We start from the raw sequence: 12,355 nt of genomic DNA, 5'->3' as shown, positions 1-12,355 counted from the left end.
CCGCACCGCTTGTCATAAAGTTGCTCCCTTCTATTTAATCATCGCACGGAGATAAGGGTGATCACGCTTTCCAGACTCTACGTCCATCCGGTTAAATCACTGCGCGGCCTGCAGCTTTCCTACGCCCAGGTCGGCAGCAGCGGTCTGGCCTTCGACCGCAACTTTATGATCACCGAGCCGGACGGCACCTTTATTACCGCGCGCCAATACCCGCAGATGGTGTTGTTCACGCCGGCGCTGTTGCCGGACGGGCTATTCCTGACCGCGCCGGACGGCGAAAGCGCCGCCATTCGCTTCAGCGACTTCGCCGCCGCGCCGCAGCCGACCGAGGTGTGGGGCAACCATTTCACCGCGCTGATCGCGCCAGATGAGATCAACCGCTGGCTAAGCGGCTATTTCCAGCGCGACGTGCAGCTGCGCTGGCTGGGGCCGGAGCTGACCCGCCGGGTGAAGAAGCACCCCGAAATCCCACTGACGTTTGCCGACGGCTATCCTTATCTGCTGATTAACCAGGCCTCGTTTAACGATCTGCAGCAGCGTTGCCCCGGCAGCATCAAGCTGGAACAGTTCCGCCCCAATCTGGTGGTGAGCGGCGCCACCGCCTGGGCCGAGGACGGCTGGCAGGTGATCCGCGTCGGCGACGTGATGTTCGATCTGGTGAAACCCTGCAGCCGCTGCGTGCTCACCACCGTCAGCACCGAGCGCGGCCGCAAGCACCCGAGCGGCGAACCGCTCAGCACGCTGCAAAAATTCCGCTCCGCCGACAACGGCGATATCGATTTCGGCCAGAATATGATCGCCCGCAACAGCGGCATCATCCGCGTGGGCGATACGGTGGAAGTGCTGTCGACCAAGCCGCCGCGCCCTTATGGCGCAGGCAAAGTGGTGGAGAGCGTGCAGGTGCCGCAAGACAGCGCGCACAGCGTCACGATCGAATATGAAGGAAAGGTGTTTACCGGCAACAACCAGCAGATCTTGCTCGAACAGTTGGAACAGCAAGGCATCCGCGTACCTTACTCCTGCCGCGCCGGGATTTGCGGCAGTTGCCGCATTACGTTGCTGAACGGTGAAGTCGCGCCCCTGAAGAAAAGCGCGCTGGGCGACAACGGCACCATCCTGTGCTGCAGCTGCATCCCGAAAAGTGATTTGACCCTGGCGTAAACCGCCTTATACCGCCCTGTCGTAAGCCGGGGCGGCGCTTTCATCCTGTGCGCAGGGCTTCAGCCGATCGTGCATCACCTTGATGGCGTCGCCCAAGACCATGGTACGGCCGGCGACCGTCAGCTGATTTTGCGCCAGCAGGCACAGGCTGGCGTTATCCCCGGCCTCCACCACCAGCAAGCGCGCTTCCGCGCCGCTCTCCATCACTTTCACCGCCGCCAGCTCGCCGTTTTTCGGCTGCAGCGGGTAATGCTGCTGCGAGAAATGCCAGCTCTTTGGCATCAGCGGTTTCAGGAAGCGATAGGCGACCAGCGCATTCAGCACCAGCTCGGCGCGCTGTTCATGGCTAAGCTTGACCTGCTTGCACTGTTCTTCATAGGTGAAATAAAGGGCGGCGTCATCCACGCAAAAAGCACATTCATCAAAGGCGTCCGGCGTTAACATTTTGGCCGGGAAACGTGAACGAAAGATCATACCATTAGCTAAATCCAGCATTAGCCGATCGTGTTCGGCATCAAAATACCAACGCCAATTATCGTCAGGTTTTATCTTCATTTCGTATCCTTCTCGCTGCCTATGCCAACGCCGCACTCACCCTAAAAGGCGATTTTATCACCGATGAAATCGCTTAAACATCGGATAATTCCGCGAACGATATTTAAGCTAACGAACAAAATATAGACGAGCCGGGGGCAGAAATAAACCCCCGGAATAAAATGAGAGGAAAAATATTAGATATGGGTAACGATATCTTTAATCAAACGCGGGCCGTGATAGATAAATCCGGAATAAATTTGCAGCAGGCTCGCGCCGGCCTCCATTTTTTCGCGCGCCGCCGTCAGCGAATCGATGCCGCCTACGCCAATAATCGGCAGGCGCCCCTGCAGTTCGGTGGAGAGACGACGGATAACTTCGGTGCTGCGTGATTGCAACGGACGCCCGCTTAACCCGCCCGCTTGTTCGCAGTAATTCAACCCCTGGATCAATTTTCGATCCAACGTGGTATTGGTGGCGATCACGCCATCGATATTATGCCGCACCAGGCTATCGGCAATTTGGATCAATTCTTCTTCTGAAAGATCCGGCGCGATCTTTACCGCCACCGGCACATATTTGTGATGACGCGCATGTAATTCCTGCTGCTTATTTTTAATCGCAGCCAAAAGATCGTCCAGCGCTTCGCCATACTGTAAGGATCGTAACCCCGGCGTATTCGGTGAAGAGATGTTAATCGCGATATATCCGGCATACGGATAAACTTTATCCATGCAGATCAAATAATCGTCTTTGCCCTGCTCGACCGGCGTGTCTTTATTCTTGCCGATATTGATCCCAAGAATGCCGCCGAAATGGGATTTCTTAACGTTTTCAACCAGATTGTCCACGCCATGGTTATTGAACCCCATGCGGTTAATCAGGCCTTCCGCCTCAACCACGCGGAACAAGCGCGGCTTGTCGTTGCCCGGTTGCGGACGCGGCGTCACGGTGCCGACTTCCACATGGCCGAAGCCCATCGCGCCGAACGCATCGATGCATTCGCCGTTTTTATCCAGACCGGCGGCCAATCCCAGCGGGTTTTTAAACGACAGCCCCATGCAGTTGACCGGTTTGGTCGGCACGGACTGACGGACAAGAAACGCTAATGGGGTGCCGGTAATACGGCTGAGCTGACGAAAGGTCACTTCGTGCGCGCGCTCCGGATCGAGCTGGAACAACGCTTTCCTGATGAGGGGGTAGTACATGGACTCTCCTGATTTCCCGGTTGCAAACCGGGGGCGTATTATCCGGTATCCCCCGCCTAATTGGAATTGATTAAAGGCAAAAAAAGCCGTTTTTACGCAATCGTTTTCCCTCTTCACCGCCAAATCGGCGCTAATCCGCTTTTGCGCATATCCAAATCAAAAAATGAGATTTAAAAAACGCGCCGGGTTGCTGGTAGGTTTAAAACACTTCCTATTGATTTTCTAATTAAACCTAACTTTTAGTTATAAGGAGTGGCAATGCGCGTTATATCACTGGCCGGTAGCCCACGCATCCCATCACGTTCCGCCGCGCTGCTCTCGCTGAGTCAGAACTGGCTGCGGCAGCAAGGGGTGGAAGTGACGGCCTATACCCTGCACGACTTTGACGCCGAAGATCTGCTGTACGCCAACTTCAACAGTCCGGCGATCAAGGCGTTTGCCGAGCAGCTGGCGCAGGCCGACGGCCTGCTGATTTCCACGCCGGTTTATAAAGCGTCGTTCTCCGGCGCGCTGAAAACCCTGCTGGATCTGCTGCCGGAACGCGCTCTGGATCATAAGGTGGTGTTGCCGCTGGCGACCGGTGGTTCGATCGGCCACATGCTGGCGGTGGACTATGCGTTGAAACCGGTACTGGCGGCGCTGAAAGCGCAAGAGGTGCTGCACGGCGTGTTCGCCGACGACAGCCAGATCCAGCTGACCGACGAAGGCGCCACGCTCACCGACGCCGTGGCCGCCCGGCTGGAAGAGGCACTGGCCAGTTTCTATCTGGCACTTGGCCGCCGCAAACCGCCGGCGCTGCGCGTCGCCTCGCCACTGGCGGCGCGTCAAACCGCCTGAAACGCCTGGAAAAGGAGAGCCTGAATGAAACAACGCATTGCTTTGCGGCGTTGGCTGAGCGCCGCCGCCTTCACCGGCCTGCTGTCGCTGGTTTGGGCCAACGCCGCCGTCGCTCAGGATCCGGCGCAGTTCCGCATCGGCTACCAAAAAGGATCGGTCAGTCTGGTGCTGGCGAAGAGCCACCGGCTGCTGGAGGAACGTTTCCCCGCCACCCGCATCAGTTGGATCGAGTTTCCCGCCGGCCCGCAAATGCTGGAGGCCCTGAACGTCGGCAGCATCGATCTGGGCAGCACCGGCGATATTCCGCCGATCTTCGCGCAGGCCGCCGGGGCCGATCTGCTGTATGTCGGCGTTGAGCCGCCCAAACCGAAGGCGGAAGTGATCCTGGTGCCGGAAAACAGCCCGATCAAAACCGTCGCAGATCTGAAAGACCATAAGGTCGCGTTCCAGAAAGGATCCAGCTCACATAACCTGCTGCTGCGATCGCTGCAAAAAGCCGGACTGAAATTTACGGATATCCAGCCCGCCTATCTGACGCCCGCCGATGCGCGCGCCGCATTCCAACAGGGCAACGTCGATGCCTGGGCGATCTGGGATCCTTATTATTCCGCCGCGCTGCTGCAGGGCGGCGTGCGGGTGCTCGGCGACGGCACCGATCTGAACCAGACCGGCTCCTTCTATCTGGCGGCGCGCCCTTATGTCGAAGCCAACGGCGCCTTTATCAGCCAGATCCTGACGGTGCTGACCCAGGCCGATGCGCTCACCCGCAGCGACCGGGCGCAAAGCGTGACCTTGCTGGCCAACGCCATGGGGCTGCCGGAACCGGTGATCGCCAGCTATCTGGATCACCGCCCCCCGACCGCCATCACACCGCTCGATGCGCATACCATCGCCGCGCAGCAGCAAACCGCCGACCTGTTTTACACCAACCGGCTGGTGCCGGTGAAGGTCGACATCTCGCAACGCATCTGGCGCCCTAGCGCGCAATAAATACGGGAGAGCATTGACGATGAGCCTGAACGTTTTCTGGTTTTTACCCACCCACGGCGACGGCCACTATCTTGGCAGCGCACAAGGGGCGCGCAGCGTCGATCACGGTTACTTGCAGCAGATCGCCCAGGCGGCGGATCGGCTGGGATTCGGCGGCGTGCTGATCCCCACCGGCCGCTCCTGCGAAGACTCCTGGCTGGTGGCCGCCTCGCTGATCCCGGTCACCCAGCGGCTGAAATTTTTGGTCGCGCTGCGGCCGGGCATCATCTCCCCTACGCTGGCGGCGCGCCAGGCGGCGACGCTGGATCGCCTGTCCAACGGGCGCGCGCTGTTCAATCTGGTCACCGGCGGCGATCCGGAAGAGCTGGCGGCCGAGGGGCTGCACCTTAGCCATGAAGAACGCTACGAAGCCTCAACCGAGTTCACCCACATCTGGCGCCGGGTGCTGGAAGGGGAAACCGTCGATTTCCACGGCAAGCATATTCAGGTGAAAGGCGCCAAACTGCTGTTCCCGCCGGTGCAACAGCCGCGCCCGCCGCTCTATTTCGGCGGATCCTCCGCCGCCGCGCAGGATCTGGCCGCCGAGCAGGTAGAAATGTATCTCACCTGGGGAGAGCCGCCGGCGCAGGTTAAGGCGAAGATCGAAGAGGTGCGCGCCAAAGCGGCGGCGAAAGGCCGCCAGGTGCGTTTCGGCATCCGGCTGCACGTCATCGTGCGGGAAACCACCGAAGAAGCCTGGCGCGCCGCTGACCGGCTGATCGCCCACCTCGATGAGGAAACCATCGCCAACGCGCAGCAGGCCTTTGCGCGCTTCGACTCCGTCGGCCAACGGCGCATGGCGGCGCTGCACGGCGGCAAAAAGGATAACCTGGAGATCAGCCCGAACCTGTGGGCCGGCATCGGCCTGGTGCGCGGCGGCGCCGGCACCGCGCTGGTGGGCGATGGCCCGACGGTCGCGGCGCGCATGCAGGAATATGCCGATCTGGGCATCGACACCTTTATTCTCTCCGGCTATCCGCATCTGGAAGAGGCCTACCGCGTCGGCGAACTGCTGTTCCCGCACCTCGATCTAGCGCAGGAGGAAACGCCCGCTCGCCTTCAGCCGGTGCGTCCGCAGGGCGAAGTGGTGGCCAACATCTATGTTCCGCAAAAAGTATCGCAGAGCTGAGGAGCGCCCCGATGGCAAATAACGTACAACGCATCCTGTATCGGCTGGCCCCCTGGACGCTGCCGCTGGCGCTGGTGATCATCTGGCAAATCGCCGTCGAAACCGGCTGGCTGTCCAACCGCATTTTGCCGGCGCCGAGTGCGGTGCTGGCCGCCTTCTGGCGCCTGAGCCAAAGCGGCGAACTGTGGCAGCACCTGAGCATCAGCAGCCAGCGCGCGTTGTTAGGCTTCGCCATCGGCGGCAGCATCGGACTGATACTCGGCTTTATTACCGGGCTGTCGCGCTGGGGCGAACGCCTGCTGGACAGCTCGGTGCAAATGATCCGCAACGTGCCGCATCTGGCGCTGATCCCGTTGGTGATCCTGTGGTTCGGCATCGATGAATCCGCCAAGATCTTTCTGGTGGCGCTCGGTACGCTGTTCCCGATTTATCTCAATACCTATCACGGCATCAAAAACATCGATCGCGGCCTGTTGGAGATGGCCCGCAGCTACGGCCTGAGCGGTTTTCGCCTGTTTACACAGGTGGTGCTGCCGGGCGCGCTGCCGTCGATTATGGTCGGCGTGCGTTTCGCTCTCGGCTTCATGTGGCTGACGCTGATCGTCGCCGAAACCATCTCGGCCAATTCGGGCATCGGCTACCTGGCGATGAACGCGCGTGAATTTCTGCAAACCGACGTGGTGGTGGTGGCGATCGTGCTGTACGCCCTGCTCGGCAAGCTGGCGGACGTGGGCGCGCAGCTGCTGGAGCGCGTCTGGTTGCGCTGGCATCCGGCCTATCAACTGAAACAGGGAGAAGCGCTATGACCCTTCCCGCTCGCCTTGCGCAAGGCACGCCGGTGACGCTGGAGTCTATCGGCAAACGTTACGGCAACCGCACGGTGCTGGACAATATTCAGCTGCGCATTTCCGCCGGGCAGTTCGTGGCGGTGGTTGGCCGCAGCGGCTGCGGCAAGAGCACCCTGCTGCGCCTGTTGGCCGGCCTGGAACAGGCCAGCAGCGGCGCTTTGCTCAGCGGCAACGCGCCGCTCGCCGCCGCTAAAGAGGATACCCGGTTGATGTTTCAGGATGCGCGCCTGCTGCCATGGAAAACGGTGATCGATAACGTGGGTCTGGGGCTGCGCGGCCAGTGGCGCGACGCGGCGTTGCAAGCCCTGGAAGCGGTCGGTTTGGCGGATCGCGCCCGCGATTGGCCGGCGGCGCTGTCCGGCGGACAAAAACAGCGGGTCGCCCTGGCGCGCGCGCTGATCCACCGCCCCCGCCTGCTGCTGCTGGACGAACCGCTCGGGGCGCTGGATGCCCTGACGCGCATCGAGATGCAAGGTCTGATAGAGACGCTGTGGCTACAACACGGTTTTACCGTACTGCTGGTCACACATGACGTCAGCGAAGCCATCGCGCTGGCGGATCGGGTGATCCTGATTGAAGAGGGGCATATCGGGCTGGATCTGAGCATCGATCTGCCGCGGCCGCGCCGCAAAGGCTCGGCCAGGCTGGCGGAACTGGAGGCCGAAGTGCTGGAACGGGTGTTATCGCCGCCTGCCGCGACGGACGCCGCGCGCCGGGCGGCGAATTGAATGAATGAAAAAGGGACGGCCCAGGCCGTCCCTTGATGTCTCTAGCGCGAAAAAATCAGGCGTCGAGCGCCTTGCTGATCTTCTCGTACAGATCGCCGGACAGGTTTTCCAACCCTTTCAGCTGTTCCAGCGCCTTACGCATCAGCGCCTGGCGGCCGGCATCGTAACGCTTCAGGCGAATCAGCGGTTCGATCAGGCGCGCGGCGATCTGCGGGTTGCGCTGGTTGAGATCGCTGAGGATCTCCACCAGGAACTGATAGCCGCTGCCGTCCGCGGCATGGAACGCCGCCGGGTTGCCGGAAGCGAAGCCGCCGATCAGCGAACGGGTGCGGTTCGGGTTGCTCAGGCTGAACGAGCGGTGTTGCAACAGCGCGCGCACCTTGCTCAACACGTCTGCCGCCGGGCTGCCGCCCTGCAGCACGAACCATTTGTCCATCACCAGGCCATCCTGATGCCAGCGCTCGTCGAACGCCGCCAGCAGCGCATCGCGGCACGGCAGCTGGGCCGCGACCGCGGCAGACAGCGCCGCCAGCGAGTCGGTCATGTTGTCCGCCTGGCGATACTGTTCGTTCACCAGCTGGTCCGCCAGCGCCTCATCTTCGCCGAACGCCAGATAGCCCAGGCACACATTGCGCAAGGCGCGCTTGGCGATCTCGGCATGCTCCACGCGGTAGCCGTCGGTCTTGTTGGCGTGATACACCGCCAGCCACTCTTCGGCCAACTCCCGCGCCAGGCAGCGTACGATCGCTTCGTGCACCGCGGCGATCGCTTCCGGATCGATAGTGGCAAACAGCTCGGCGATTTCGTTCTCCGACGGCAGCGTCAGGATCTGCGCCGCCAGCGCCGGATCCAGTTTTTCGTCCAGCAGCACCGCACGGAACGCATCGGCCACGTGCAGCGGCAGCGACAGTGGCTGCTTCTGCTGGTGCCGCGCCACGTTCAGCTTGATATAGGTCGCCAGCAGGCTCTGTGCCGCATCCCAACGTGCAAATTCATTGCGTGCGTGCTGCATCAGGAAGGTCAGTTGCTGATCGCTGTACGGATAGTCCAGTTTCACCGGCGCGGAGAATTCGCGCAGCAGCGACGGTACCGGCTTGTGCGCCACGCCGTCGAACACGAAGGTCTGCTCCGCTTCGGTGACGTTCAGCACGTTGTTGACCGGCAGGCCGCCTTTTTGCAATGGAATGACATTGCCTTCGCTGTCGTACAGTTCGATATCCAGCGGAATATGCAGCGGCAACTTCTCCGGCTGATCGGCAGTCGGCGCAGTTTTCTGGCTGACATGCAGGCGATATTGCTGAGTTTCCGCATCGTACTCGTCGCGCACCGTCAACAGCGGCGTGCCGGACTGGCTATACCAACGGCGGAAGCGCGACAGATCGACGTTAGACGCATCCTCCATCGCCTGCACGAAATCGTCGCAGGTAGCGGCGCTGCCGTCGTGGCGTTCGAAATAGAGCTGCATCCCTTTCTGGAAGTTCTCCTCCCCCAACAGGGTATGCATCATGCGGATCACCTCGGAACCCTTTTCATACACCGTGAGGGTGTAGAAGTTGTTCATCTCGATGACTTTGTCCGGGCGGATGGCGTGCGCCATCGGGCTGGCGTCTTCGGCAAACTGCGCGCCGCGCATCACGCGCACATTGTCGATGCGGTTGACCGAACGCGATCCCAGATCGGAACTGAATTCCTGATCGCGGAACACCGTCAGCCCCTCTTTCAGACTGAGCTGGAACCAGTCGCGGCAGGTCACGCGGTTACCGGTCCAGTTGTGGAAGTATTCGTGGCCGATCACCGCTTCGATGTTCAGGTAATCCTTGTCGGTCGCGGTTTCCGCCTTCGCCAGCACATATTTGGAGTTAAAGATATTTAACCCTTTGTTCTCCATCGCGCCCATATTGAAGAAATCGACCGCCACAATCATATAAATGTCGAGATCATATTCCAGGCCGAAGCGGGTCTCGTCCCACTTCATCGAGTTCTTCAACGAAGTCATTGCCCAGTCGGCGCGATCCAGGTTGCCGCGATCGACGAACAGCTCCAGTGCGACCTTACGGCCGGAACGGGTGGTGAAGCTGTCGCGCAGCACGTCGAAATCCCCCGCCACCAGCGCGAACAGGTAGCAAGGTTTCGGGAACGGATCCTGCCATTGCACCCAGTGGCGGCCATCGGCCAATTCGCCCTGGCCGATGCGGTTGCCGTTCGACAGCAGGAACGGATAGCGCGTCTTGTCGGCCACGATGCGGGTGGTAAAGCGCGCCAGCACGTCCGGGCGATCCTGGTAATAGGTAATGTGGTGGAAGCCTTCGGCTTCGCATTGCGTGCACAGCGCATCGCCGGACAGGTACAGCCCTTCCAGCGCGGTGTTCTTCGCCGGGTGAATATCGTTGACAATGGTAAGAGTGAATTGTGCCGGCAACTCTTCGATGATCAGCTGGTTATCCTGCTGACGGTAGGCGTTCCACGGTTGGCCGTCCACCTGAATGCTCACCAGCGTCAAATCTTCGCCATCCAGCACCAGCGGTGCGCCGGCCGCCCCCTGACGTTTGATTTTGCTGACGGCGGTCACGCGCGTGGTTTCCGCGTCCAGACTGAAGTCCAAATCGATATCGGTCGTGGTGTAATCGGGCGCGCGATAATCGTGGCGGTATTTTGCCTGTGGCTGTTGTGTCATAAAAACCCTTAAACGTCTCAGTGAGTTATAGGTGCCAGGCCGCTCTTCTCCTTCGTACCGCAGCCGGTATGTTCCCCTGCGGCGCGCGGTGAGCCTGAATTGTGAATAAACTGTATCACAGCTGGCCGAAAAGCCCAGAGCCGCAGGGCGACCAGGAGAGAGAAATCAGAGGCAAATCATAAATCGCCCGGCAGGCGGCAGTGCGGGTGACCAATGGCCAAATAAAAATCAGCATTTAATGCTAAAAAATCGCCATCGCGGCGCGCCGGCATAGTTGAGGCGACACCGACGGCATGGTGGTATAATTGCGGCATCAGGCTCAGGGATGACTCGCACTATGAAAATTAAATACGCAATCTATTTTTTTACCCTGTGCCTGATGACTTCCTTCTCTCTGTTCATCGTCGATGAGCTGCTCGAAGCCCATACCGACTACCGCGACAACCAGCTAAACCTGTACAAAATTGATCGCGCCAAAGAAATTTCCGAAGCTTTTCAGGCTGCGTTGCTGGCTCATCGCCTCAAACGATTGAGCCTGATCGATCCGCAAATCACCCGTGCGCAATGTTTGGCCGCCGATCGGGTGGCGCGTGAGAGAATCACCCGGATCCGCGAACATCTGGACGATGAGGTCGCCAGACAGCTCGGGGTTCGGCAAAAAATCGCCGCGCTGTCGATGATCGCTTTAATGGAACAGCTGCTGGATAATGACAACCTGCAGCTTTCGCAGGTCAATAACACCAACGCCAATCTGTTCAACATCAATAGCGCCTATTACATCTCGCAAACCAGCAAGAGTTATTACCGCTACACCTACGATACCCGGATGGTGGATACCGACTCCTTTATGTTTCTCGAGGCCATCCGCCTCAATAACCGGCTAAATATGTCATTGACGGAATTGAGCGATCAGATTATCGACGTCAACGTCAGCCAGCTCGTTCGCAAAGACGCCTATCTGAAGTCCATTCAGCTAACCGGCGTGCTGAACGCGCTGAGCACCCGATTGATCTTCATGAAGATCAACTACGACGATGGACAAATCACCAACATCGTCAATGCGTTGCTCGCCCAGGTGTCCGCTGAACGCCTCCAGCAGATTACCAATGGGCTGTATACCGCTATCGATACCCATAAGCCCTATCCCACAGCGCTTATTTCGCGCTATGTCGACGATGTGAGCGGGCTTTCGCAGGCGCTGTATCAACGCAGTTTCGAATTGGAAACCCTCGCCTCGCGCCACAAGATTTACGACAGCCAGACGACCATTTACGGCATGATCGCACTCGCCGGCCTGGTGGTTTTGCTGTTCATTTTGCCGGCGTTGGTGTTCTGCACCAGCATCAACCGCTGGCTGACCAAGACTCACAACAATATCGTGCGGCTGTCGCGCGGTGAGATGAATATCGATCGCAACGACGCCTTCTACAGCCAGGAATTGATCGCCATCAGCGACGCCATTCAGCAGCTCAGGCAATACCAGCTGGACAAGGTCTCGCTGGAGAGCGAGAAACAACTGCTGATTAAAGAGCTCGAGGCCTCTTCCTTCCTCGATCCGCTCACCAATATCTACAACCGCCGTAAATTCTTCCTTGAATGTCAACTGCTGGGCAACGCCAGCTACCCACAGGCCTTTTGCCTGATCGACATCGATAATTTCAAACAACTCAACGACAGCTACGGCCACGACGTGGGCGACCGGGCGCTGGTGGCCTTCGGCCACCTGCTGCAACGCGCGTTCCGCGCCAGCGACATCTTCTGCCGCTATGGCGGCGAAGAGTTCGCGGTGCTGCTGGGCAACTGTTCGTTGGACAACGCGCGGGACATCATGGAGCAATTGCGCGCCCGTACTCATCGCCTGACGCTACATCTGGCCGACGGACGGCAAGTGCGTTTCACCACCAGCTGCGGCATTGCGCCAGTCAGCGCGTTCACCGCGCTGCAGGCGGCGATCAAACAGGCGGACGAAGCGCTCTACTTTTGCAAAAAGAACGGCAAGGATCGGGTCAGCGTGCATACCCAGGCCGGCTTTATCTGATTCGCTGTTTAAAATAATTAACATTATAATTTTTATGACTAATTAGGCTAAGTCATTCACCTTACAGGCATATCTGGCTTTTTTTCCTCCCCGCCGCTATCCGGCTGCCATAAAGGCACGTTTAATCCTCGACCCGCTTCGGTGATTTATGGTGTGATGCAGCTTCAAT

General features: G+C 59.3%; 10 protein-coding genes. 7 read left to right on the top strand and 3 right to left on the bottom strand.

The window, feature by feature from the left end; genetic code table 11:
• The first annotated feature begins 57 nt into the window (after positions 1-57).
• A complete protein-coding gene (locus WFM45_RS04455; RefSeq protein WP_336954795.1) occupies positions 58-1,161 on the top strand; it encodes a YcbX family protein in 1,104 nt (367 codons plus the stop codon).
• 6 nt (positions 1,162-1,167) lie between these two features.
• Here the strand turns inward: WFM45_RS04455 and WFM45_RS04450 are convergent, their stop codons facing one another.
• Together WFM45_RS04450 and pyrD are read right to left on the bottom strand one after the other, a co-directional pair.
• Positions 1,168-1,716: a cell division protein ZapC gene (locus tag WFM45_RS04450; RefSeq protein WP_004928171.1), complete on the bottom strand. Its 549-nt coding sequence runs from the start codon at positions 1,714-1,716 to the stop codon at positions 1,168-1,170.
• Positions 1,717-1,892: 176 nt separating this feature from the next.
• Complete coding sequence (pyrD, locus tag WFM45_RS04445) at positions 1,893-2,903, bottom strand: quinone-dependent dihydroorotate dehydrogenase (protein WP_015377348.1); 1,011 nt, start codon at positions 2,901-2,903, stop codon at positions 1,893-1,895.
• 258 nt (positions 2,904-3,161) lie between these two features.
• On the opposite strand from pyrD, the gene ssuE reads away from it, so the two are divergent.
• From ssuE to ssuB, 5 genes are read left to right on the top strand one after another with little or no spacing between them, the layout of a single operon-like run.
• On the top strand, positions 3,162-3,740 hold the full coding sequence (gene ssuE / locus WFM45_RS04440) for an NADPH-dependent FMN reductase (RefSeq protein ID WP_004928176.1): 579 nt from the start codon (positions 3,162-3,164) through the stop codon (positions 3,738-3,740).
• A gap of 24 nt (positions 3,741-3,764) precedes the next feature.
• Positions 3,765-4,730, top strand: coding sequence for a sulfonate ABC transporter substrate-binding protein (locus WFM45_RS04435; protein ID WP_088381439.1), 966 nt, complete (start codon positions 3,765-3,767; stop codon positions 4,728-4,730).
• 19 nt (positions 4,731-4,749) lie between these two features.
• Positions 4,750-5,898 carry an FMNH2-dependent alkanesulfonate monooxygenase gene (ssuD, locus tag WFM45_RS04430; RefSeq protein WP_015377346.1) on the top strand — a complete coding sequence of 383 codons (1,149 nt, stop codon included), beginning with the start codon at positions 4,750-4,752 and terminating at the stop codon, positions 5,896-5,898.
• A gap of 11 nt (positions 5,899-5,909) precedes the next feature.
• The gene (gene ssuC, locus WFM45_RS04425) at positions 5,910-6,704 is read left to right on the top strand and encodes an aliphatic sulfonate ABC transporter permease SsuC (RefSeq protein ID WP_015377345.1); all 795 of its coding nucleotides are present in this window, start codon (positions 5,910-5,912) and stop codon (positions 6,702-6,704) included.
• Positions 6,701-7,474 (top strand): aliphatic sulfonates ABC transporter ATP-binding protein, encoded by a 774-nt coding sequence (ssuB, locus tag WFM45_RS04420; protein ID WP_015377344.1) that lies wholly within the window; start codon positions 6,701-6,703, stop codon positions 7,472-7,474. The genes ssuC and ssuB overlap by 4 nt, the downstream gene beginning before the upstream one ends.
• Positions 7,475-7,529: 55 nt before the next feature.
• Here the strand turns inward: ssuB and pepN are convergent, their stop codons facing one another.
• Positions 7,530-10,148, bottom strand: a complete 2,619-nt coding sequence (gene pepN, locus WFM45_RS04415; RefSeq protein ID WP_336954786.1) for an aminopeptidase N — start codon at positions 10,146-10,148, stop codon at positions 7,530-7,532.
• Positions 10,149-10,485: 337 nt separating this feature from the next.
• Between pepN and WFM45_RS04410 the strand changes: the two genes are divergently transcribed.
• The gene (locus WFM45_RS04410) at positions 10,486-12,186 is read left to right on the top strand and encodes a GGDEF domain-containing protein (RefSeq protein WP_103085720.1); all 1,701 of its coding nucleotides are present in this window, start codon (positions 10,486-10,488) and stop codon (positions 12,184-12,186) included.
• Positions 12,187-12,355: the final 169 nt, after the last annotated feature.

It is taken from the genome of Serratia sp. KG1D, assembly GCF_037150675.1.
Lineage (GTDB): Bacteria > Pseudomonadota > Gammaproteobacteria > Enterobacterales > Enterobacteriaceae > Serratia > Serratia nematodiphila.
This window is presented reverse-complemented; position numbering and strand designations above follow the sequence as displayed.

Bases quoted from the DNA above. Each gene is read 5' to 3' on its own strand.
- WFM45_RS04450 (WP_004928171.1), bottom strand. From the start codon at position 1,716: ATGAAGATAAAACCTGACGATAATTGGCGTTGGTATTTTGATGCCGAA.
- pyrD (WP_015377348.1), bottom strand. From the start codon at position 2,903: ATGTACTACCCCCTCATCAGGAAAGCGTTGTTCCAGCTCGATCCGGAG.
- ssuE (WP_004928176.1), top strand. From the start codon at position 3,162: ATGCGCGTTATATCACTGGCCGGTAGCCCACGCATCCCATCACGTTCC.
- WFM45_RS04435 (WP_088381439.1), top strand. From the start codon at position 3,765: ATGAAACAACGCATTGCTTTGCGGCGTTGGCTGAGCGCCGCCGCCTTC.
- ssuD (WP_015377346.1), top strand. From the start codon at position 4,750: ATGAGCCTGAACGTTTTCTGGTTTTTACCCACCCACGGCGACGGCCAC.
- ssuC (WP_015377345.1), top strand. From the start codon at position 5,910: ATGGCAAATAACGTACAACGCATCCTGTATCGGCTGGCCCCCTGGACG.
- ssuB (WP_015377344.1), top strand. From the start codon at position 6,701: ATGACCCTTCCCGCTCGCCTTGCGCAAGGCACGCCGGTGACGCTGGAG.
- pepN (WP_336954786.1), bottom strand. From the start codon at position 10,148: ATGACACAACAGCCACAGGCAAAATACCGCCACGATTATCGCGCGCCC.
- WFM45_RS04410 (WP_103085720.1), top strand. From the start codon at position 10,486: ATGAAAATTAAATACGCAATCTATTTTTTTACCCTGTGCCTGATGACT.